The organism is Burkholderia sp. HI2714, from assembly GCF_002223085.1.
Classification (GTDB): Bacteria; Pseudomonadota; Gammaproteobacteria; order Burkholderiales; family Burkholderiaceae; genus Burkholderia; species Burkholderia lata_D.
In genome coordinates this window covers 1-21,081 of record NZ_NKFM01000022.1, presented here as the reverse complement: position 1 = coordinate 21,081, position 21,081 = coordinate 1, and the positions used below count along the sequence as shown (strand labels likewise).

Here is a 21,081-nt window from a genome sequence, read left to right as displayed (position 1 = left end):
GGGAATGGCATGGCATACACAAAACAGGACCTGCAGAACATCCAGTCTGCAATCGCGAAGGGCGAGCTGGAAGTCCAGTATGCCGACAGGCGCGTGAAATATCGCTCGATCGGCGAGCTGCGCGAGGCCCGCACCGAGATCATTCGCGACCTGAACGGCGCGGCTGGGCGTTCGTCGATCGTCCGGATTCGCCACGCCGGCAAGGGGGTGCGATGAAGGGGGGCTTTCCGTCACTTGCGCGGCGCGGATTCGTGGTGCCGACGCGGCTGAAGGCGGCGGCCTACGAGTCGGCGAGCACGACGGGCGCACGCGCGAAGTCGTGGCGTGCGTCCAGCGCGGGACCGAACGCGGCGGCGGCGCAAAACCTGCCCCTGCTGCGGTCGCGCGCTCGGGACGCGATCCGCAACGACCCATGGGCGAAGACGGCGATCGCGCGGCTCGTATCGAACACGATCGGGAATGGCATCCAAGCGCACCCGCAGCATCCGATCGATGCGGTGCGCAAGATGCAAAAGCAACTTTGGGAAGATAGCTGCGAGGAGATCGACGCGGACGATCTGTTCGACATGGCGGGCGTGCAGACGCTCGCCGCACGTGCCTTCTTCAGCGACGGCGAGGTACTGGTGCGTCGCCAGCTGCGCAGCCCGAGCGAGGGCTTGGCGGTCCCGATGCAGATCCGCCTTCTCGAAGGCGATCTGCTGCCGATGGAGAAGAACGAGATCGTTCCGGGCGGGGGCGAGATTGTCAACGGCGTTGAGTTCAACACGGACGGTCGACGCGTTGCGTATCACCTTCTGCAGCGTCATCCCGGCGAATACGGGCGCGCGTCGACGGCCAACATGCAGACCGTTCGCGTGCCGGCCGAGGAGATTGCGCACGTGTTCCTCGCGCTGCGGCCCGGCCAGGTGCGTGGTGTCCCCGAACTGTCGACCGTGCTGCTTCGGCTCAAATCGCTGGACAACTTCGATGACGCCGTACTGTTCCGGCAGGAGGTCAGCAACCTCTTTGCCGGCTTTGTCACGAAGCCGCCCGCCGAGCCGGGCCTCATGGGCGATCCGGTGACCGGCGGCGAAATGCAGTACGACGTCGACGGCTTTTCTCCGGTCGTATCGCTCGAACCGGGGAGCATGCAGGAGCTGGCCCCCGGCGAGGACGTCAAGTTCGCCGAGCCGCCGGGCGCAGGAACCGACTACGGCCCTTTCATGCGTCAGCAACTGATGGCCGCTGCGGCATCGGTCGGCATGCCGTACGAAGTAATGACTGGCGATTTGCGCGACGTGAGCGACCGAGTGCTACGCGTGATCTTGAACGAGTTCCGGCGGTCGATCGAGCAGATCCAGTGGGACGTGTTCATTCACCAGTTTTGCCGGAAGGTCTGGCGCTGGTGGGTCGACGCGTGCGCATTGTCCGGCGCGATGCCGATGCCGGACTACTACCGACGCCGTCGCGACTATCTGCGGGTGCGGTGGGTGCCGCAGGGCTGGCCGTATATCCACCCGGTGCAGGACGTCACGGCGAAGCGGATGGAGATCCGCTCCGGGCTGGCGAGCAGGACAGGTGCGGTGCTTTCGCGTGGTGATGATCCGGAGCAGGTCGACCGGGAGAACGCGGACGATCTCGCGCGTGAGCGCCGGCTCGGGATTCGATATGACACGCTCGATCCGGTCGACGGGGCGGGCGATCTTTCTAATGGGGATGGCGAATGAAAGGGAAGAAGCGGTGGTGGGACATCCGTGCGCAGGCGAACGCGGACGGCGGCAAGGCGGTCGAGATCCAGATCTATGGCGACATCGGATTCTGGGGCACCGACGCTGATCTGTTTGCCGCGAAGCTCGACGAGGTCGCGGCAACCGCGACATCGATCGTCGTTGCGATCAACTCGATGGGCGGCGACGTGTTCGACGCGTTCACGATCTACAACGCGCTGCGTCGGCATGGCGGCAAGGTGACGGGGCGTGTCGATGGCGTTGCCGCGTCGGCAGCGTCGCTGATCCTGATGGCATGCGACACGATCGAGATGCCGTCGAACGCGATGCTGATGATCCACAACCCGCATACGGTCGCGGCCGGCGAGGCTGGGGATCTGCGCAAGCTCGCGGATCTGCTCGATAGCACGTCCGACAACATGCTGGCAGCCTATGTCGAGCGCAGCGGCCGGACCGAGGATGAGGTCCGCGCGATCATGGATGCGGAGACCTGGCTCACGGCCGCACAAGCGAAAGAGCAAGGATTCTGCGACGCGATTGCCGATCCGATCCGCATCGCCGCATACGCGGGCGCTGCGCGGCTCGCTGCACGCTTCACAGCCGTGCCGGCCGAGATCCGCGCGGTGCTGGAGGACGACGGCGAGGTGCCGCCGTCCAATCCGCAACCGAATCCGCCGGCCGATCCCGCGCCGCAGCCGCCGGTCGCGCCGGACGTCACGGCGCTGGCGTCGCACGTGTTCGCGGCATGTCGTGATGCGCGTATCGAGCACTGCGCCGAAGGCATTGTGCTGGCGACCGGCCTGCGGGATCGCGCGAGCGTCGACGCCGCGATCCGCAACGCGCAGGACATCGCCGGTATCTGTCTGGCCGCGAGCCTGACCGAGCTGACGGCCGGTTTCGTCTCGGATGGCCTGTCGCCCGATCAGGTGCGCGCGCGGCTGTTCGAGCGCGTGACGGCGTCGCAGAAACCGATCAACCATCGTGCTGCCCCGGTTGCGTCGCAAGACGTGCCCGTGGTCGCGAATGCGCCGCGTGCGGCGTCCATCTACGCGGCTCGCAAGAGCGGCAAGTAACTTTGACGTAACCCGAGGAGGGGAAACACATGTCGAACTGGAAGGTACAGGCAAATCTCCCGGCCGAATTTCTCGTGTCGGAGGGTAACGGGCAGATCTCGCGTGAGCGGATCGTCGTGAAGGCCGGTGCGGCGTTGCCGTCTGGCCAAGTGCTCGGTGTGACGAGTACCGGCGAATATGCGCCGTACGACAACAAGGCGAACGACGGTTCCGAAGTCGCGGCCGCAGTGCTCTATGCGCCGCTGGCCGCGTCCGAAGCGCCGCGTCCGGCGACGGGGATCGTCCGGCTCGCGGAGGTCGCTGGCGGGCTGCTCACGGGACTCGATGCAGCGGGGCGCGGGGATCTCGGCGAGCGACACGTTATCGTACGCTGATCGCATCACACGCCATTCAAGGCCACGCAGACCGCGTGGCCTTTTTTGTATCCATTTTCATGTCGGAGGTTGTATGGCGGATATCGCCCTGTTTCAAGACGACGCGTTCTCGCTGTCGTCCCTGAGTGCTGCGATCAACGAGCAGCCGTATGTTCCCGGCCGGATCGGCTCCCTCGGTCTGTTCGAAGAGGACGGCATCACGACGACGACGATCCAGATCGAGCGCGACGGCGACACGCTCGCACTCGTTGCGGCGGGTGAGCGCGGCTCGCCGGCCGCCGTTGTCGGTGGCAGCAAACGCAGCATGATCCCGATCAACGCGGTTCACCTGCCGCAGCGTGCAGTGATCAAGGCGGACGAGATCCAGAATCTGCGCGCGTTCGGTTCGGAGACCGAGCTGGAAGCGCTGCAGACCGTCGTGAATCGCCGCCTCGCGAAGATGCGCCGCCAGCTCGACGCGACACACGAATTCCATCGTATCGGCGCGATCAAGGGCGCGGTGCTGGATGCGGATGGCAAGCGCGTGCTGATCGACCTGTGGAAGTACTTCGACATCGAACAGACGGTGATTCCGTTCGAGCTGGCTAAGGCCGATACGGAGCTTCGCACGAAGTGTATCGAGGTGCAGGACGCGATCGAAGATGCGCTTGGCGCGACGACGTACACGGGCGTGCGCGTGCTCTGCGGCCGCGCATTCTGGAACAAGCTGATCAGCGCGAAATCGGTCAAGGAGACGTATCTGGCGTCCGTGATGGCGGCGCAGTTGCGTGGCGACGCGCGCGAGGCGTTCGACTTCGGCGGGTGCACGTTTGAGCGTTATCGCGGCCGCGTCGGCGACATCGGCTATGTGGCCGACGACGAGGCGCATGCGATCCCGGAGGGTGTTCCGGACCTGTTCATCTCGCGCTTTGCGCCGGCCGACTATGTCGAGTCGGTCAACACGACCGGCATCCCGTACTACGCGAAACAGGAGCTGATGGACTTCGGCAAGGGCGTCGAGATCGAGGCGCAGTCGAACCCGATCCACCTGTGCACGCGCCCGAAGGCGCTGATCAAGCTGAAGGCGTGACATGGCGTTTCGGGATCTGATGTCCGATGTCGACACGGCCGTGAAGCGCGATCTGTCGGACGAGGTGAAGATCGACGGCAAACCGCTGCAGGGCATGTTCAAGGCGCCGTGGCTCGGCCCGGATCTCGGAACGCAACGCACGCAGCTCGTTGCGCCGATCCTCGATATCACCGACGACGATGCGGCCCGGGTGCGCGAAGGCAGCATCGTCGAAGCGGGTGGCGAGCGTTTCCGTGTGTTCGAGATGCACCCGACAGGCACAGGCTGGACGATCCTGATTCTGAGGTGACGATGGATCTGCTGAGAATCGAGATCGACGTGAAGAATGCGCTCGAAGCGCTCGCGGGCCTGCCGCCTGCAGCAATGCAGGCGGCATGGCGTCGGACGCTGCGCAAGACGGGGGCGTGGATCAGGAGCCAGACCGCGAAGGAGGTCGGCACCGCGACGGGCATCCAGCAGAAGCTGCTGCGGCAGCGCATGTACTTCTTCATGCGGTCGGCCGATACCGGGAAGGTGTGGCTTGGATTGAATCCAATCGAGGCGCACCGGCTCGGTGCGATCCGGCGCACGAAGAAGGGCATCCGCGCTGGCAAATCGCTGTTCGAGGGTGCGTGGCGCAAGACTACGCGCCAGCCGGACGGGCCGATCTACCGCCGGACCGGGAAGGCGCGAACGCCGTTCGAGGTCGTGACGGTCGAGTGGTCACAGACGGGTGATCCTGCGTTTCGACGTGCTGCCCGCGCATGCGAAGCGCGACTGATGACGGTGCTGCGGCAAGAGGTCAACTATGAACTGCAAAAGGCGATGAACCGTGCTCGATAACCTCAAACAACTGCACGACGGCATCGAGGCCGGCCTGCGCGAGCGGCTGCCGGATCTGGAACGTATCCACGCGTATCCGAAGATCGGTAAGGCGATCGACACACCGTTCGTTGCGATCGAGCTGTCGGAGCTGGAGCCGGGGCACGATGACGGCACGGGGCGTGTGCCGCTGGTTGCGCGTATGCAGGCCCGCGTGATCGTCGACCCGTTGGTCGAGGATGCCGACGTCCAGGTGCGCGAGCTGTCCGCGCGCGTGCTGCAAAAAGTGCACGGGGCAACGTGGGGGTTGCCCGTCACGCCCGGCAAGCAGGTCGGGTCTGCCGGTGAAGATCCGTTTCGGCCAGAGCTGGACACGTATCTCGTCTGGGTCGTCGAGTGGGTGCACGAATTCGACCTGGGCGACGCGTACGAGCCGCCGACGAAGGGCCGCGCGGTGTTGTGGGGTGTCGATCCGGAGACAGGGCCGGGGCACGAAGGCCGCTACTGGAATCCGGCGGATCACAGTGGAGGATGACGTGTGAGCGACTTCGAGCTTGGCGAAATGGATCGCCGCATGGCGTGCCTGACGCAATCGGCCATCGTCGAGGCGGTCACGTACGATCCGCCGCGCGTGAAGGTCCGCATTGGCGATTGGGTGAGCGACTGGCTGAAGTGGCAGGCCGGTGCTGCTGGCAAGGTTCGGCAGTGGCGTCCGCCGTCCGTCGACGAAGAGGTTGCGCTATGGGCACCTTCCGGGGATCTGGCGGGCGCGTTTGTTGCGCCCGGTTACTACACGGCGCAGCACGGCGGGGCCGGTCGGTCGAGTCCAGACGAGACCGCGACCGACTTCCCGGATGGCGCATTCGAGCAGTACAACCATGCGAGCCATGAATACGTGCTGTCGGTACCGGCCGGCGGTCGGATCGTGTTTCGCATCGGCGGCACTGAGTTCGAGCTGAAGGCGGACGGTGCGACGCTGCGCAGCGCGAAGCTACTGGCGGACATTCCGGACTCGACGTTCACGGGCAACACGACGACCGAGCAACTGCTGACGTTCAACGGTGGCATGCGGGGCAAGGCGGGCGAGGGCGGAGGTGTCGCGATGAAGATCGCGGGCGGTGCTGAATATCGCGACGACGTCGTCGCGGGCGGAAAGTCGCTCATCAAGCATCAGCACCGCGAGCAAGGCGACGGCGAGCTGGTCAGCTCGCCAGTGTGAACCTATCAAAGTAACTTTGGACCCCGCCCTGTGCGGGGTTTTTCGTTTGTGGGGGTGTTTATGACGAAAGACGCACAGCAAGGCGGGGCAGCAGCACCCGTGACATTCATCGATACCGAGTTTCGCAGTCGCGTGATCGTGTTTCCGGACGGTTCGTACGTTGCCGTGCTGGCCGGCAAAACGGAGGTAACCGAGCCTGAGCATATCGCGTATCTCGAATCGCGCGAGTGCTTCAAGCGCATCCCGACGAAGGCGCAGTGATGGTCGCGCTGGTCGGTATGTGTCGCCGTACGGGCCGACTGATCGGCGGACTCGATCATCTCGTGCAGAGCATCGCGGACATTCTCAGCACGCGCAAGGGAACCCGCCGCGAGCGGCCCGACTACGGTTCCGATCTCCCGGCGATGGTCGACCTACCCGTGACGCGCGGGTGGATATCGGCCGCACAGGCCGAAGCCGCGCGCGCGATCGGGCGATGGGAGCCGCGTATCGCGCTGGATCGTGTGAACGCGCTGTCTGTCGTGGACGGCAAAGTAACTTTTCGAATCGTCGGCCGCTACAGCGGCGATGACGTTGTATTCGAGGTGACGATATGACAGTGATCGATCTGTCGACGCTTGATCCGCCGGATCTCGTCGAAACGCTCGACTTCGAAGAGCTGTACCAGCGCAAGCTGGAGCACTTCAAGCGCATCTATCCGGATTGGACGGCCGCGCTTGAATCCGATCCGGTCGTCAAGCTGCTGGAGCTGGCCGCGTATGAGGACGTCCGGTTTCGCGCTCGCGTGAACGATGCGGGGCGTGCCGTGCTGCTGGCGTACGCGACGGGGGCGGATCTCGAACACCTTGCGGCGCTCTGGAACCTAAAGAAGGAGATCGTGGACCCCGGCGATCCGGAGGCGCATCCGCCGATTCCGGTCACGTACGAGCGCGACGAGCGGCTGCGGTTGCGCACGCAGATGGGGATCGAGCGCGCGTCGACGGCCGGTCCGTTTGGCGCGTATCGGTCGCTCGCGATGGACGCGTCGGCGGATGTCGCCGACGTGCGTGTCGATCGGCCGGAGCCGGGCGTGGTGCGCGTCGTGGTGAAGTCGTCGACGAACGGCGGTGTTGCGAGCGCTGCGTTACTCGACACGGTCCGCCGAGCGCTGTCCCCGGAAGATCGTCGGCCGCTCAACGACAGTCTGCTTGTTGTGCCGGGCCGGCCGGTCGAGTACGCGATCGTCGCGGACGTGTATATCGGGCGCGGACCCGATCCGGGCGTCGTGCTTGCCGCGCGACGGCAGGATCTCGATATCGCGATTGCAGCCGGTGAAGCGCTGCGGGTCGGCATGCCCCGGTCGGCCGTAACAGGGGCGCTGCATCCGAAAGCGTCGGGTGTTGTGCGCGTTGATCTGAAGTCCCCTGCGGCTGATGTCGTATGCGCGATCGACGAGTTCGCGCGGTGCACATCGATCGTGCTGAATCCGAAGGTGAACGATGACGACTGAAGCGCTGTTGCCGACGAACCAGACGAGTTTAGAGGCGGCGCTCGCGCAGGTAATGCGGCCAACAGTTGACCCTGATGTGATTCGTACGCTGTGGGATGCGGATCGCTGTCCCGCCGCATTTCTGCCGTGGTTGGCGTGGTCGCTCGCGGTCGACGGGTGGGAGCTGGCTGAATCTGAAGACGCCCGACGCGAGCTGATCAAGTCGTCGCTGGCGATCTATCAGAAGAAGGGCACGCCGTGGGCGATCCGCGAGATCGTTCGCCGCCTCGGGTTTGGCGAGATCGACATTCAGGAGGGGCGGCAGATCAAGCGGCGCGACGGCTCGGCGAAGCGCGACGGTCGACATCTGCGTGGTGGGTCGACTGCGTGGGCCGAGTACATCGTGAAGTTACGGCGACCGGTGACGCGAGATCAGGGCGAAAACCTGAAGCGGGCGATTGAGCGTTACGCGCCGGCTCGTAGCCGGCTCGCTTGGCTCGATTTTTCTGAGGTTGCGATCCGACACAACGGCGTCGCGACGCGCAATGGTCAATTTACGCGAGGGGTGATCGGCACATGGCCAATCTGAAAGAAGAAAGTAAGTGGGAGGACGGGGTCTACCAGTTCGAGACGTCGGACCCCGTGCAGGGCGGTCCCGATGGGATCGACAACGTGCCGACAAAGCAACTTGCTAACCGGACGCGCTATCTGAAAGACCGAGCTGATGCAGCGGACAAGCGCGTCGATGTCATAGGTAACGACAAGATTGCGAAGACCGGTGACACGATGAAGGGGAAGCTTCTCGGCAAACCGGGCGAGATCACACCGAATAACGCGAACAACGCTGGTTTCGCGTTCGATGGTGATCCGGACAGCGGCATGTTCTCCCCGGCTGATGGCGTCGTACAGGTCGGCGCAAATGGCGTTGCCGCGATCGAAGTGAGGGCTGGTAGCGCGGTCGTGGTTAAGCGGTCAGCGACGGTCGACGGTAACCTTGACGTGAACGGTATGCTGTCGGTCAATCGCGGCGTCGACGAAGGACGACTGGGTCTCGGAAAAAACAACGGCTACTTCTACGCGAATGTAAAGGCGTGGGGCTTCTATTCTCCTGACTCGGGTCATGTCGAGTTCGCGTTTGCTGATCGTGTGCTTCGAATTGACGGTAAAGCAGTATGGCATGCAGGTAATGTTGATCCGCTCGACAGATCGCGCGGTGGCCGAGTCGATGCAGACATCAGCGCGAAGTCGCTCACGATTGACGCGGGTGCGACCGCATTTGCGACGCTCTATTTTGGTGATGGCGGGAAGCGTCGCTGGACAATATATAAAGGCGATGGCGCAGCTGGAAATTTGATGGTGTCTGCTTGGAGCGATGACGGCGCAACGCAAACGACGGCGCTATCGCTCGATCGTGCGTCACGAATGCTGCGTCTTTTCGGGCGGATGGTGATCGGCAACGGCGCGGACGATGGCACAAGCGCGTTGCAGGTTGGAGGTGATATCGCGCTTACGGGTGGAACCGTAAAAATCGCAGGAGGCGTAGTTTGGCATTCGGTCAATTTGACGCCGCTCGATCTGAACAATGGCGGGACACTCAAAGGTCCATTGTGGCTGGCCCCGAGTGCCCGGATCTATCTGTCGGAGGGCACGCCGCAGAATCCGTCGCTGACGTTCGACAAAGACGGAGCGCCGGATACGGGTCTTTACCACATCACTGACGGCGCGTTCGGCGTCACCTGTAACGGGGTCGTGACGGCACGCTTCACGGCCGATAAAGGCACGATCTTCGATCGTCCGGTGCAAGTTCCGACGGTTGCCATTGGCGATCGATCGAATAACGCCGCATCGACGGCGTACGTCGTCGACGCGATCGCGTCGGCGTCGATTGGCCAGATCATTTTCGAAGTGCGGTCGAGCGTGCGCGCAGGCTGCCTGAAGCTCGACGGCACTCTGCTGAATCGAGCCGACTACCCCAGCTATGGGCATACGCGCAAGCGAGTGGAGCGCTCGCGACGGAAAAGGACTGGGCTGCAGGCTGGTGGGGATGCTTCTCTACCGGTGACGGAGCAACAACATTCCGCATTCCGGAGTTTCGCGGCGAAGGCATTCGATGTGCCGACGGCGGGCGAGGTGTGGATTCCGGTCGCGGCGTCGGTTCTTGGCAGGATAGCCAGAACCGATCGCACGGCCACAGCGCCACCGCCGGCGCAGTCGGTGACCATGTGCATTCGGCGTGGACAGATGCGCAAGGCACACACAGTCATCCGGTGAATGAACAGCCGCATTCGCACAACGCAAGCAATGGGTCGCTATTTCTTTCCGGCGGTGTTGGCACCGCTGCGCATCTCGCCGTTGATCAAAATGCCAATAACTGGATTTCTGGTCAGTCTACCAATGCCGTAAAAACGGGAGTCAGCGTCGGGGACAGCGGAGCGCACGGCCACAACGTTGGCATTGGAGGGGCCGGCGGTCACTCGCACCCGATCAGTGTGGCGGCCGACGGGGGAGCGGAAGCACGCATGCGCAATATCGCCGTGCTCGCCATGATCCGCGCATATTAATTCTTGAGGTAACGCATGCTCTGCAACCAGTACGACAGTTTGACCGGACAGTACATCGTGAGCTTTCTTGAGCAATGAATGACTTCTTTGCCCGGCTGGAAAAAGCCCGTCAGCAGAATCGCGGGAAGTCGGATGCGCGGATGACGGGGCGACTGTCGGATCTTGACGAAGCGACGTTCGATGCGTGGGCCGACTATCAGGTCGCGCTGGCGAACGTCGTCGAGTCACCGACGTTCCCGGCGCAGATTGTGTGGCCGGCCGAACCTTATTCGGCTGCGATTCTCGCGAAGGTCGAGGCGCAGCGAGCGGAGAAAGCGGCTCGCGAAGCTGAGGAGATCGCGCAACGCACGGCAGCAGAGAAGCAGGCCGAAGAGGATCGCGTCGCGGCCGAGGCCGAAATGCAGCGTCGAGCTGAAGGCTCGACCCCGTCCGACGCCGTCGTCGATTCGAAGGAGTCGAAGGTATCCGATAAGCCCGCCAAAAAGTAACTTTGCCGGCGCCGCATGTGTTGCCGGCGTCCTTTCGTTTCAAGCCGCTCCGATGAGCGGCTTTTTTTATCTCCGGAGATCCGCATGGCAGCGACTTCCTTTTTTCACGGCATCACGACGACCATCGTCGACAGCGGCCCCCGTACGATCGCGGTGCCGTCGTCGTCGGTGGTTGGTATGACCGACACCTACACGCCCGGTCCTGATCTGGCGCAGCCGAATGTGCCGGTGCAACTGACGAGCTACGGCGAGGCGGTGCGCGCGTTCGGTGAGAACAGCGCAATCGCGCGGGCGGCCCGTGCAATTTACGCGCAGAGCAGCGCAGTTGTGATCGCGGTGGGTGTGCCGGCAGCGGCCGACGCGGCGCAGCTCACGTCGGCGATCATCGGTGGCGTATCGGCCGGCGGTGCACGCACTGGTATGCAGGCGCTGCTCGACGCGAAGTCGCGCTTCAATGCGCAACCGCGGCTGCTGATCGCACCTGGGCACTCGTCGAAGCAACCTGTCGCGACGGCCGCCGACTCGCTTGCCGGCAAGCTGCGCGCGATGGCCGTGATCGACGGCCCGAACGTCGACGACGAGGCGGCGATCGCCTACGCGAAGAATTTCGGCAGCAAGCGTCTGTACATGGTCGACCCCGGCGCGAAGGCTTGGGACAACGCGACGAACGGCGAGATCGCTCTGCCGGCGTCGACGTACGCGGCCGGCCTGTTCTGTCAGACCGACGCGAAGATCGGCTTCTGGGCGTCGCCGTCGAACAAGGAGATCGTCGAGATCACGGGCACGGGCCGGCCGATCGAATACCTCGACGGCGACGAGACGTGTCGCGCGAACCTGCTCAACAACGCGAACATCACGACGATTATTCGTGACGGCGGGTTCCGCCTGTGGGGAAACCGCACGCTGTCGGCCGATCCGAAATGGAAGTTTGTCACGCGCGTGCGCACGCTCGACATCGTCATGGATGCCGTGCAGGCCGGCCACAAGTGGGCGGTCGATCGCGGCATCACGGCGACGTACGTCAGCGACGTGACCGAAGGGCTGCAGGCGTTCATGCGTGATCTGAAGCGTCAGGGCGCAGTGATCAACTTCGAGGTCTATCCGGACCCGCTGCTGAACACGGCGAGCCAGCTCGAAGACGGCAAGGTGTACTGGAACATCCGATTCACGGATGTCCCGCCGGCCGAAAACCCGATTTTCCGCTTCGAGGTCACGAACCAGTGGCTGACCGAAGTGCTCGACAACCAGATCTAAGGGGCCGCGATGATTCCGGAAACTCTGTACAACTGCAATACTTTCGTCGATGGCCGTAGTTACGCGGGGCGTGCGACGAGCATGACGCCGCCGAAGCTGAAGATCAAGACGGACGACCACCGTGCGGGCGGCATGGACGCTACGGTCAAGATCGATCAGGGGATGGAAGCGCTCGATGCGTCGTTCGCCATGTCGACGATGGAATACGAGGTGCTGCGCTTCTTCGGGCTGGTCGACGAGAACGCATTCAATGGTGTATTCCGCGCAGGCTTCAAGGATCGCAGCGGCAAGACGAAGGCGGTCGCCGTGTACATGCGCGGCATGCTGTATGAGGTCGATCCGGGCGACTGGAAGCCGGGTGATAAGGTCGACGCGAAGTTCAGCGTGTCGTGCGACTACTACAAGCTGGAAGTCGCTGGGGCAATCGTGCACGAGATCGATATTCTCGCGTGCAAGCGTGTGATCAACGGCGTTGATCAACTTGCCGAAGTTCGTAAGGGACTCGGCATGTAAGTGCCTCGCGTTCGTCATTCGACGGACATGCAGCAAAGCTACTTTGTTCAATCAATGGCGAGCCGACAGCTCGCCATTTCTCTTTTGAGGAACCGCAATGGAAAAGGTCACGATCAAGCTCGACTATCCGATCGATCTCAATGGCGTGCAATGCGACACGTTCACGATGCGCCGGCCGAAGGTACGCGACATGCGCGGTGCGCAAAAGCTCGCGCCGAACGATGCGGAGGAGCAGGAGCTGATCCTGTTCGCGTCGCTCGCCGAAGTCGCACCGAGCGATCTCGATGCGATGGATATGGCCGATTACGAGCGCGTGCAGGACGCCTACTACTCCTTTCGACCCGTACGCAAAGCTGGAACGCAAAACGCTAAAGGGGCTGGCGAATCGGCTGGTGCGTGAATACGGCATGTCGCCGACGTCAATCGACGAGATGACGATCGACGACATGCTCTGGTGGCTGACGGATTGAGGGGGCCGGGATGGCGAAAGACTTAGCGCTTGGCATCGTGATCGGCGGGGCCGTGTCGGCGACGTTCGGGAAGGCAATCACCGACACGTCGTCGAAGATCGACGCGATGAAGAAGCGGGCGAACGACTCGCGGCTCTGGCAGCGCCAGATCGGCGAGACGATGCGCCTGCAGGATGAGTTCCGCCGGCTGCACCTGGCGGGCGATAGCGCGGCGGATGGCATCCGCCGCAAGCTCGACAGCAATTTGAAATCGCTGCGAGATGCAGGCATCGAGGTCGCGCGGCTCGATCGCGCGTATGCGCAGCTTGGCCGGACGGCTCGGGGGCTGGATCTGAAGGCGTCCGGCCATGAGCGGCTGGCAGCCGGGCAAGAGGCCGGGCGTGGCGTGATCGGGGACGCGATGAAGCTGACGGCAGCGGTCGCGGTGCCGGCGACGATCTCGGCGAACTATCAGGCGATCATTCGCGACATCGCGATCAAGGCCGGTATCGCGCGCACGCAGGAAGAGGCCGCGATGAGCGCGCGTATTCGGCGCGACGCCGGGGCGAACGGCATCGGTCGCAACGAGCTGGCGGACGCCGTGAACCAGATGGTTGCGGGCGGCATGGATCTGGACCGGGCGCTCAACTTCGCGCCGCTGGTCGCGAAGTTCTCGATCGGCCAAGGGGCGACGACGGTCGAGACCGCGAAGATGATCCAGGCGCTGCAGCAAAACGCGGAGATCGTCGACCCGCGCCAGATGGCGAAGGCGCTCGAAGCAATCGCGTATCTCGGCAAGGAAGGGTCGTTCGAGTCCGTCGACATGGCGCGGTGGTTCCCGGTGCTGCTCGCGGAGATGAAGAAGATCGGCATCACGGGGCAGGACTCGGTGACGCAGCTCGGGGCGATGCTCCAGGTGCAGATGAAGACGGCGGGCAGCTCGGACGAGGCGGCGAACAACCTCAAAAGCTGGTTCTCGAAGATCGGCTCAGGCGAGACCGAACGCAACTATGCGAAAGCCGGCGTCGACTATCAGGCCAAGATGCGCGAGGCGATCGGCAAGGGCTGGTCGACGCTGGAGGCGTCATTCGTGCTTGCCCGCGCGTACATCGAGCGTGTCGACCCGGCCAAGGCGAAGCAACTCGCGGCAGCGGCGAAGCAGTTCAATTCGGAGATGGACCCGGCCAAGCGTCAGACGCAGATGGCCGCGTTCGCCGAGACGATGAAGACCGGCGATCTGTTCAACGACATGCAGGTCAAGGCGGCGCTGACGGCCTATATGCAGAACGCCGAGCTGTATTCGAGCCTGAAACGAAACGCGCAGCAGGCGAGCGGCGAAATCCAGAAGGATCTGGAGGCGCGTCGCGAGACATCCAAACAGGTCTGGAGCGAGGTCGGGCAGCAATGGGACGACGCGATGCGCAGTATCGGCGACGCGCTGCGTCCGATCACGGATCGCGTTGGCGAGGCGGCGAAGGGGGCCGGGAGCAGTATCCAGTCCGCAGCGGATAGCGCTCCGAAGGCGACGGCTGCTGTCGTCGGCATTGCCGGCACGGTGCTCGCGGTGCGCGGAGCAAAGGCACTTTGGGGCATCGGGCGCGGCTTGTTCGATATCGCGCGCGGCACGCTGCTGGCGCGTGGTGGCCGAGGGGCGGCAGGACGCAAGGGGGCTGCGGGTGGGGCTGTTGGGCGTGCGTTGGACGCGCTCGGCGGGGCCGCCGGTGCAGCCGGTGGCGTGCAGCGCGTGTTCGTCGTGAACATGCCCGGCGGTGGCGTCGATGGTGGTGGGCTTGGTGATCTTGCTGGTGGTGGGCGTGCCGGTCGAGCCGCGCGTCGTGCCGCAGCTCGGGCGGGGCGAATCGGAAGGATCGGGCGGATCTTCAACGCGGGACGTGCTTTGTTCGGTCGAGTTGCGCCGTGGGCGGGGAAGCTGGCCGTGGCGGGGACCGTGCTGAAGTTTGGTCTGGCGGCTCGCGAAGCGTACGCCGTCGCGTCGAGCACGGATACGAACGAGAAAAAGGCGACTCGCTTTGCGGGTATCGCCGGCAGTCTCGCGGGTGGCGTGATCGGCGCGAAGGTTGGGGCAACGATCGGGGCGCTCGGCGGGCCGATCGGATCGGCCGTCGTCGGCGTGCTTGGCGGGGCACTCGGGACGTTCGTCGGCGACAAGGCATTGAGCGCCCTCGCGAGCAAGTTCCTGAACCACAAGCCTGACGAGACGCCCGCGAGCGCCGAAGCGGTCGCCAATGCAGCGAAGGCCGCAGAGACTCCGGCGGCAGATGCTCGCTTCGGGCCGCGTATCGATCAGCAGAACACGTTCGCGCCGGTGTTCAACGTGAAGATCGAAGCGAACGATACCGAGATGGCCAACAAATTCCTCACGCAGGTCAGTCCGCAGTTGACGCGGATGATGGAGGCGCAGCAGCGCAAGGCGAACAGTCGGACGGCGATGTTCGACGCGCCGCATCTGTAAGGGAGGTGCTATGGACGTGATTCGACAGATCACGGGGGCGGCGACGCAGGCGGGGATCGCGACGGAGCGCGTGCGGCAGATGGTCCGCATATTCGATCGGAACCGCGCGGCGAGCATGGCGACCATCGACGTGCTGCAGCGTCTTGCGACCGGCAACCTGAGCAGCGCAGCCGAGCTGCTGACGGGCGCGACGAGCGCGCTGTCGGTGGCGTCGGATCTGTTTCCACAGGTCGGTGCTGTCCTGCGCAGCTTCAACGCGACGCAGGCGTCGATCGGCTCGATTCTGAAGGCCGTCGACGGCTCGAATTTCCCCCTTGTGCGGGCTGCCGCCGACAGCGTCAAGTCTGCATTGGGCGGGGCATGGAATCAGTTCAACGCGGCAGTCGGCCTGAAGGATTCGGCGGTGCTCGACGTGATCAAGTCGACCGGTGTCGGTTCGATGCTGTCGGGGCTGGTCGACGGTGCGTCGTCGAGCACGCCGCACCTGATGACGATGACGACCGATGCCGGCGACGCGTTCCACTTCAACCTGTCGACGGCCGCTCACGACAAGCTGCGGCGGGCGACGCGGTATCGCGTCGCGTCGCAGGAACGCCTGAATCGCCAGGAAGCGCTGCAGCCCGTCAGCGAAGGGGGCGAGACGATCACGCTGTCGGGTGTCGTATTTCCGGCGCTCGGGGCCGGCACGAAGCAGATCACTCGGCTGCGAGCGATCGGCGGCCGGATGAAGCCCGTGCAGCTCACGACCGGCGATGGCGAAGTGCTCGGTCGCTGGCTGTTGCAGGCGATCGAGGAGGAGCAGGACGCGTTGCTCGCCGATGGCATGCCGCGCAAACAAACATTCTCGGTGGAGTTCGGCCGCTATGGCGAAGACTTTAAGAACGTCTGACGGTGACGTGCTCGACACGCTCTGTTACCGCTTCTACGGAACGCTGCAGGGTACCGTAGAGGCTGTCTACGACGCGAATCCGGGGCTGGCGAGTCGACCGCAGCCATTCCCGTCCGGCGTCGAGATCCTGATGCCGGATCTCGATGCGCCGCGTGTTGAATCGGTCCAGCTCTGGACATAGTGAGGTGCGATGGAAGCGATCTTTCAGGTCGTCGCGAACGGCTCGGACGTGACGAAGGTCATTCAGGATCGCGTGCTCGAGATCCGGGCGATCGACAAACCCGGCCTGGACGCGGATGAATGCACGATCACGCTCGACGATCGCGACGGCCGCATCGAGTTTCCGCCGAAGGGCGCGACGTTGAAGGTGTCGATCGGATGGGAGGGGCAGGGGCTGTCGATGCTTGGTGAGTATGCCGTCGATGAGGTCGGGGTGCGCGGGCCGCCGGCCAGCGTCGTAATCAAGGGCAAGCCGGCGAACATGCGCACGACGTCGAAAACGCAGCGATACGGGAGCTGGTCGAACGCGAAGCTGGCCGACATCGTCGGCGACATCGCGCGTCGTAACAAGTGGTCGGCCGCGTGCGACGTCGACGTCGTCGTGCCGCGTATCGACCAGTTCGGCGAGAGCGATCTGCACTTCATCACGCGCGTGGCTCGCCAGTACGGTGCGACGGCAACTGTCAAGGCCGGCAAGCTGATCGTGCTGCCTCGGGGCGCTGGCAAGAGCGCGAGCGGCAAGCCGCTGCCGATCGTGACGCTCACGCCCGGCGATCTGCTCGACTATGACATCAACTTCCCGGACCGCGCGAGCTTTGCGGCCGTTCGCACGAAGGTGCACGACCGCAAGACGGGGAAGAAGATCGACCTGACGATCCCGAACCCTGATGCCCCGCCAGGTGCATCCGCGGTGCATACCGAGCGCCATACGTTCGCCAGTCCGGAAGCCGCGAAGGCCGGTGCGACGTCGCGATTGGCGACGCTCAACCGGCACACGTCGAGGAGCCGGCTGACGATGCGCGGCCGCGCAGATCTGTCGGCGGAAAAGACGATCGCGCTGAAGGGGTTCAAGACGGGTGTAGACGGCGAATTTCTGATCGAGTCGGTCGAACACACGTTCGCGTCGCGCGGGTGGATCACGGTCGTCTCATTGAACGGAGGGAACAAGGGGAAAGCGAAGGTCGGACACGGGAAGAAACCGGGCAAGAAAATCAATCTGGTAGTGCCGGCGCCGCAGTAACGCGTCACGCACTGTATTTGCAGGCCGCTCACGGGCAACCGTGGCGGCCTTTCTTTTTATCGGGCAAGGGGAACCGATGCAAGACCACGAAAAGACGATTCTGGAGCTGATCATGATGGGCGGACTGATTGGCATTGCGAAGGTGTTGGTGGGCGGTGAACAACTGACGTTTCGGCTGGTGGCCGGGCGAGCGATGTTGGGATCCGCCACGTCGATGGTGGCCGGCATCGCGCTGTTGCAGATCCCCGATCTGCCACCGATCGCGCTGCTAGGTCTCGGTAGTGCGCTCGGCATTGTGGGATCGCAGTCCCTCGAAGCGCTGCTGCGCCGTCATGCAAAACGGCTGTTTGGGGAGAAATGAGATGAAGACAATGTCGAAAATTGAGGCGTTGATCGGGCGCGAAGGCGGGTTCTCGGACGATCCGAACGATCGTGGGAACTGGTATCTCGGCAAGTGCGAGGGAACCATGTGGGGCGTGACGGCGGCGCAGGCGCGCGCGAGCGGCTATACGGGGCCGATGCAGGCGTTGCCGCGGGCGATGGCCGTAGCGATCTACGAGGCGCGCTACTGGCGAGGGCCGAGGTTTGACGAGCTCGAGGCCATCTCATCGAGGCTGGCCGAGAAGCTGTTCGACATCGGTGTGAATGCGGGGCCCGTGACGGGCGTGAAGTTCCTGCAGCGTGCGCTGAACGTGCTGAATCAGAACGAAAAGACGTTCCCGGACATCTCGACTGATGGCCGCGTTGGCCCGATGACGATCGCAGCGTTGAAGGCGTTCCTGCAGGTGCGCGGCGCAGAGGGGCATGGCGTGCTGCTGGGGATGATTGCCGCGCAGCAGTCAGTGTTCTACATCGAGCTGGCCGAGCGGCGGCCGGAGAACGAGACGTTCGAGTATGGCTGGCAGCTCAATCGAGCGTTGGGAGTATGAACTGCGGCTCCCGAAAACGCTCACCGATCTTCTTGGGACCAGGCCGATTGACAGTCGGGAAGCACGCGATAGCGGCGCCCAAAAACGTCTCTGCGATGCGGAAGCGGAATGCGACTCGTACGCGAATGAAAGACTGTTGTTTGGGTTTTGCATGGTGCTACAGGAAGGAGGGGCGCATGTAAATCGGTAAAGATCTAGTTTGTGTTCTCTCAATCTTAATATATTTTGTTTTTATTGATTCCGGCTGCGGAATAATTGGTGCCAAGGATTCGTAATACTAAACAAAATCGAACATGAAAATCGGCTATGCTCGGGTATCAACAGAGGAACAGAGTCTGGATCTGCAGCTCTTGGCCCTACAGGCCGCGGGATGTGACAAGATCCTATCGGACCATGGGGCTTCCGGGTCGCGATTCGATCGAGCTGGGCTACATGAGGCGCTGAGTGGTGTGCAGGCGGGCGATACCCTGGTCGTATGGCGCCTTGATCGACTTGGACGATCGCTGGGTCATCTGGTGGAGGTGGTCGGCGGTTTAGGAAAGCGTAACGTCGAGTTTGTTTCGCTGACCGAGAGCATCGATACGCGATCGCCGACGGGCATGTTGATGTTTCACCTGATCGCGGCACTTGCTGAGTTCGAGCGCTCCCTGATTAGCGAGCGCACGCGTGCGGGGATGGCCGCGGCTCGTGTACGAGGCGCCAAAATCGGTCGTCCCAGAAGCGCAGCTTGACCAACGAAGGCGATCGCGTGACAGAACGTTTCATCCAGGCGAGCCACCAAAAAAACAGGGCAACCGAAGAGCACTTGATGCGATCGCGTACCGCCCGGTCGCCGTGTCACTCGCATGCAAGCGGCACGGCCAGGGCCCTGACCAAGGGGTTTGAGCATTCTATCCAAATATTTAAAAATGTATACATAAATATTACGAAATGCATTCAACTTGTTGCGATGCAAGCCAACACGGGAAGGGGCGGTCCCAGCGCCGAGCGGGGCACGGGGCGCGCCTCTCCTCTCTACCCGCCAACAGCGCAGCTTATTCATGTGCGCCAGGTTTCTCTATTACGCAGATCGGATAGCCATCGGGAAGTTGCCCTCCTCCCAGATCCAGGCATGCATCGTCATAGGCAAAGCGCTCAAGCGTCCTTCCCCCGCAAAACCCAAGCAGAACGCATGCGACCATAGTCAATACGGATAGGCTTCGTTTCATCAAATACCCGTTCAGAGCCTGAGAGGCCAGAGCATGGCAAGACGATCGAAGCTGAACATGGCGCGGCGCGCGGGATCGACGGTGCTCCGCGACAATCTTGAGCAGACAGACCGCGCCCTGTTCGCGCCTTGTCGTGTATGTCCAGTTGCAGACCAGCACTGGTCGTGCCGTCTCAGCAAAAAAACGCCGGACACATGTCCGGCGTCAACGAGGAGGAGACAGAGAGGTAGTTCAACAAACCACGACCCACGATCTACCGGGTCCTTTCACCCCGACCGATCGTTACTGTCAATGATAGGCAGGATCTGGTTGCATGAGGATCAACAATCGTCAGGTGCATTCGCAATCGCCAGGGCAATCGCACGAAGAGCCTTACCAGCCAAGGAGTTCGGTGCGGTAAGGGTCACTGGTGGCGGCCTTCAAGCGTCGAATCTTGATACTGGCCTTGATCGACGTATCGCGCCGCAACAGGTTCATGGTGATTCGACGCAGGATGGCGAAGTTCTGCGCCGCGTTGTCAACTCGCACCCGACACTGATCTTCGCCGAACGCGACATTGAGCACCTAGTGCATCGCATTCTCGATACGCCAATGCGAGCGCACGGCATGTGCGATGCGTGCCGCATCAGGCGGCAGGCTGCTCACGTAATAGCGGCGCTCGACCGACACGGTGTCGCCGATCGCGCGTGGACTCGAGCATCGCGATCGAGCGCATAGCCGCTCAGAGCGCGACGGGCCGCCATTTTCTCAGCAAGTCGCTGATCACGCAACGACGCGTTCCGATCCGGCCGTGATCCTTCTCGATCTCTCGACATGCGTTGGTGCAGAGGGCGCGATCTCCGCCAGCAAGCTTGGTTGATTTTCCTTGACCGCCAATACGTAGTCGACACCATCTTCGCCGATCTGTCGGGCGATCGCTTGCTAGCAGCCCATCACGTCGATCATGACGATTGCCTCCTTGAGCAGTAGCGCATCGAGCAATTGCGGGATGGCCGTGATCTCATGGATTTTGTCGGCCGTGCGTACCTGACCGAGCATCGCGCCGAGGCCGCTGCCGAACGCCGCAGCCAGGTGAATCGTTCGTTCCCCGTCGCGGTGAGCGTCGCGGACGGTCTTGCCATCGATCGCGAATACCCGGGTCGGCGGATTAGCGCTTGCGATTAAATAGTCGAATGAGCTGGTCGAGATTTAACAAATGTTGAGTGGCATTGGGAGGCACGCATTCCCGAGAATGCTGGTTATCGGAATGGGCGAGTTGCGCCCGAACAGTATTGGGGGAACGAAGCGATGAACCAGCAAGCGTACAAGATCAAGTTCAGCCGTCGGTTGGGCACGTGGGTGGCGGTGTCGGAGCTCACGCGCGGGGC

At 63.1% G+C, this 21,081-nt stretch carries 28 protein-coding genes and 1 pseudogene; 26 read left to right on the top strand and 3 right to left on the bottom strand.

Features of this window, described 5'->3' with window-relative positions:
* The first annotated feature begins 9 nt into the window (after nucleotides 1-9).
* The 14 genes from CFB82_RS11825 (at nucleotide 10) to CFB82_RS43185 (ending at nucleotide 9,981) form a co-directional block, all read left to right on the top strand.
* A complete protein-coding gene (locus CFB82_RS11825) occupies nucleotides 10-216 on the top strand; it encodes a phage head-tail joining protein (RefSeq protein ID WP_006497114.1) in 207 nt (68 codons plus the stop codon).
* Nucleotides 213-1,706: a phage portal protein gene (locus CFB82_RS11820; RefSeq protein ID WP_089484220.1), complete on the top strand. Its 1,494-nt coding sequence runs from the start codon at nucleotides 213-215 to the stop codon at nucleotides 1,704-1,706. The genes CFB82_RS11825 and CFB82_RS11820 overlap by 4 nt, the downstream gene beginning before the upstream one ends.
* A complete protein-coding gene (locus tag CFB82_RS11815; RefSeq protein ID WP_089484219.1) occupies nucleotides 1,703-2,779 on the top strand; it encodes a head maturation protease, ClpP-related in 1,077 nt (358 codons plus the stop codon). Before CFB82_RS11820 ends, CFB82_RS11815 begins: the two co-directional genes overlap by 4 nt.
* A 29-nt stretch (nucleotides 2,780-2,808) precedes the next feature.
* Nucleotides 2,809-3,153 carry a head decoration protein gene (locus tag CFB82_RS11810; RefSeq protein ID WP_089484218.1) on the top strand — a complete coding sequence of 115 codons (345 nt, stop codon included), beginning with the start codon at nucleotides 2,809-2,811 and terminating at the stop codon, nucleotides 3,151-3,153.
* 73 nt (nucleotides 3,154-3,226) lie between these two features.
* Nucleotides 3,227-4,222 (top strand): major capsid protein, encoded by a 996-nt coding sequence (locus CFB82_RS11805; RefSeq protein ID WP_089484217.1) that lies wholly within the window; start codon nucleotides 3,227-3,229, stop codon nucleotides 4,220-4,222.
* A gap of 1 nt (nucleotide 4,223) precedes the next feature.
* Complete coding sequence (locus tag CFB82_RS11800) at nucleotides 4,224-4,511, top strand: head-tail joining protein (RefSeq protein ID WP_089484216.1); 288 nt, start codon at nucleotides 4,224-4,226, stop codon at nucleotides 4,509-4,511.
* Nucleotides 4,512-4,513: 2 nt separating this feature from the next.
* Nucleotides 4,514-5,044: a phage tail protein gene (locus tag CFB82_RS11795; protein ID WP_089484215.1), complete on the top strand. Its 531-nt coding sequence runs from the start codon at nucleotides 4,514-4,516 to the stop codon at nucleotides 5,042-5,044.
* The gene (locus CFB82_RS11790; protein ID WP_089484214.1) at nucleotides 5,034-5,558 is read left to right on the top strand and encodes a hypothetical protein; all 525 of its coding nucleotides are present in this window, start codon (nucleotides 5,034-5,036) and stop codon (nucleotides 5,556-5,558) included. The genes CFB82_RS11795 and CFB82_RS11790 overlap by 11 nt, the downstream gene beginning before the upstream one ends.
* A 3-nt stretch (nucleotides 5,559-5,561) precedes the next feature.
* Complete coding sequence (locus CFB82_RS11785; protein WP_089484213.1) at nucleotides 5,562-6,242, top strand: phage baseplate assembly protein V; 681 nt, start codon at nucleotides 5,562-5,564, stop codon at nucleotides 6,240-6,242.
* Nucleotides 6,243-6,341: 99 nt separating this feature from the next.
* Nucleotides 6,342-6,503: a hypothetical protein gene (locus CFB82_RS11780; RefSeq protein ID WP_256990344.1), complete on the top strand. Its 162-nt coding sequence runs from the start codon at nucleotides 6,342-6,344 to the stop codon at nucleotides 6,501-6,503.
* On the top strand, nucleotides 6,503-6,838 hold the full coding sequence (locus tag CFB82_RS11775) for a GPW/gp25 family protein (RefSeq protein ID WP_089484211.1): 336 nt from the start codon (nucleotides 6,503-6,505) through the stop codon (nucleotides 6,836-6,838). Before CFB82_RS11780 ends, CFB82_RS11775 begins: the two co-directional genes overlap by 1 nt.
* Nucleotides 6,835-7,731 (top strand): baseplate assembly protein, encoded by an 897-nt coding sequence (locus CFB82_RS11770; protein WP_089484210.1) that lies wholly within the window; start codon nucleotides 6,835-6,837, stop codon nucleotides 7,729-7,731. Before CFB82_RS11775 ends, CFB82_RS11770 begins: the two co-directional genes overlap by 4 nt.
* Nucleotides 7,721-8,299 (top strand): phage tail protein I, encoded by a 579-nt coding sequence (locus CFB82_RS11765; protein WP_089484209.1) that lies wholly within the window; start codon nucleotides 7,721-7,723, stop codon nucleotides 8,297-8,299. Before CFB82_RS11770 ends, CFB82_RS11765 begins: the two co-directional genes overlap by 11 nt.
* Nucleotides 8,287-9,981: a hypothetical protein gene (locus CFB82_RS43185; RefSeq protein WP_179255394.1), complete on the top strand. Its 1,695-nt coding sequence runs from the start codon at nucleotides 8,287-8,289 to the stop codon at nucleotides 9,979-9,981. Before CFB82_RS11765 ends, CFB82_RS43185 begins: the two co-directional genes overlap by 13 nt.
* 38 nt (nucleotides 9,982-10,019) lie before the next feature.
* Here CFB82_RS43185 and CFB82_RS43180 read toward each other — a convergent pair whose 3' ends face one another.
* The gene (locus tag CFB82_RS43180; RefSeq protein ID WP_179255395.1) at nucleotides 10,020-10,346 is read right to left on the bottom strand and encodes a hypothetical protein; all 327 of its coding nucleotides are present in this window, start codon (nucleotides 10,344-10,346) and stop codon (nucleotides 10,020-10,022) included.
* 65 nt (nucleotides 10,347-10,411) lie between these two features.
* Between CFB82_RS43180 and CFB82_RS11755 the strand changes: the two genes are divergently transcribed.
* From CFB82_RS11755 to CFB82_RS11705, 11 genes and pseudogenes are all read left to right on the top strand, one after another.
* Entirely contained in the window at nucleotides 10,412-10,759 is a 348-nt protein-coding gene (locus CFB82_RS11755; protein ID WP_256990343.1) for a phage tail assembly chaperone, read from the top strand.
* 84 nt (nucleotides 10,760-10,843) lie between these two features.
* Nucleotides 10,844-12,013 (top strand): phage tail sheath subtilisin-like domain-containing protein, encoded by a 1,170-nt coding sequence (locus CFB82_RS11750; protein WP_089484208.1) that lies wholly within the window; start codon nucleotides 10,844-10,846, stop codon nucleotides 12,011-12,013.
* A 9-nt stretch (nucleotides 12,014-12,022) separates the two neighbouring features.
* The gene (locus tag CFB82_RS11745; RefSeq protein WP_089484207.1) at nucleotides 12,023-12,526 is read left to right on the top strand and encodes a phage major tail tube protein; all 504 of its coding nucleotides are present in this window, start codon (nucleotides 12,023-12,025) and stop codon (nucleotides 12,524-12,526) included.
* A gap of 97 nt (nucleotides 12,527-12,623) precedes the next feature.
* Nucleotides 12,624-12,926: a phage tail assembly protein gene (locus CFB82_RS11740; RefSeq protein ID WP_089484206.1), complete on the top strand. Its 303-nt coding sequence runs from the start codon at nucleotides 12,624-12,626 to the stop codon at nucleotides 12,924-12,926.
* 80 nt (nucleotides 12,927-13,006) lie between these two features.
* On the top strand, nucleotides 13,007-15,448 hold the full coding sequence (locus CFB82_RS11735) for a phage tail tape measure protein (protein WP_089484205.1): 2,442 nt from the start codon (nucleotides 13,007-13,009) through the stop codon (nucleotides 15,446-15,448).
* A 10-nt stretch (nucleotides 15,449-15,458) separates the two neighbouring features.
* Complete coding sequence (locus CFB82_RS11730; RefSeq protein WP_089484204.1) at nucleotides 15,459-16,337, top strand: phage tail protein; 879 nt, start codon at nucleotides 15,459-15,461, stop codon at nucleotides 16,335-16,337.
* Nucleotides 16,312-16,518, top strand: a complete 207-nt coding sequence (locus CFB82_RS11725) for a tail protein X (RefSeq protein ID WP_089484203.1) — start codon at nucleotides 16,312-16,314, stop codon at nucleotides 16,516-16,518. Before CFB82_RS11730 ends, CFB82_RS11725 begins: the two co-directional genes overlap by 26 nt.
* Nucleotides 16,519-16,527: 9 nt before the next feature.
* A complete protein-coding gene (locus CFB82_RS11720; protein WP_089484202.1) occupies nucleotides 16,528-17,577 on the top strand; it encodes a phage late control D family protein in 1,050 nt (349 codons plus the stop codon).
* A 76-nt stretch (nucleotides 17,578-17,653) separates the two neighbouring features.
* On the top strand, nucleotides 17,654-17,938 hold the full coding sequence (locus CFB82_RS11715) for a phage holin family protein (protein ID WP_089484279.1): 285 nt from the start codon (nucleotides 17,654-17,656) through the stop codon (nucleotides 17,936-17,938).
* Nucleotides 17,910-18,506, top strand: a complete 597-nt coding sequence (locus CFB82_RS11710; RefSeq protein ID WP_256990342.1) for a glycoside hydrolase family 108 protein — start codon at nucleotides 17,910-17,912, stop codon at nucleotides 18,504-18,506. Before CFB82_RS11715 ends, CFB82_RS11710 begins: the two co-directional genes overlap by 29 nt.
* A gap of 293 nt (nucleotides 18,507-18,799) precedes the next feature.
* Nucleotides 18,800-19,228 (top strand): annotated as a pseudogene (locus tag CFB82_RS11705) (recombinase family protein); the annotation flags it as partial.
* An 858-nt stretch (nucleotides 19,229-20,086) separates the two neighbouring features.
* Here CFB82_RS11705 and CFB82_RS43960 read toward each other — a convergent pair.
* Both CFB82_RS43960 and CFB82_RS43955 read right to left on the bottom strand, forming a co-directional pair.
* The gene (locus CFB82_RS43960; protein ID WP_089484199.1) at nucleotides 20,087-20,278 is read right to left on the bottom strand and encodes a hypothetical protein; all 192 of its coding nucleotides are present in this window, start codon (nucleotides 20,276-20,278) and stop codon (nucleotides 20,087-20,089) included.
* A 357-nt stretch (nucleotides 20,279-20,635) separates the two neighbouring features.
* Nucleotides 20,636-20,875, bottom strand: coding sequence for a transposase (locus tag CFB82_RS43955; RefSeq protein ID WP_256990352.1), 240 nt, complete (start codon nucleotides 20,873-20,875; stop codon nucleotides 20,636-20,638).
* A 126-nt stretch (nucleotides 20,876-21,001) separates the two neighbouring features.
* Between CFB82_RS43955 and CFB82_RS44535 the strand changes: the two genes are divergently transcribed.
* Nucleotides 21,002-21,081 (top strand): ESPR-type extended signal peptide-containing protein (locus CFB82_RS44535; protein ID WP_218829065.1); only part of this gene is annotated, 80 nt, incomplete at its 3' end.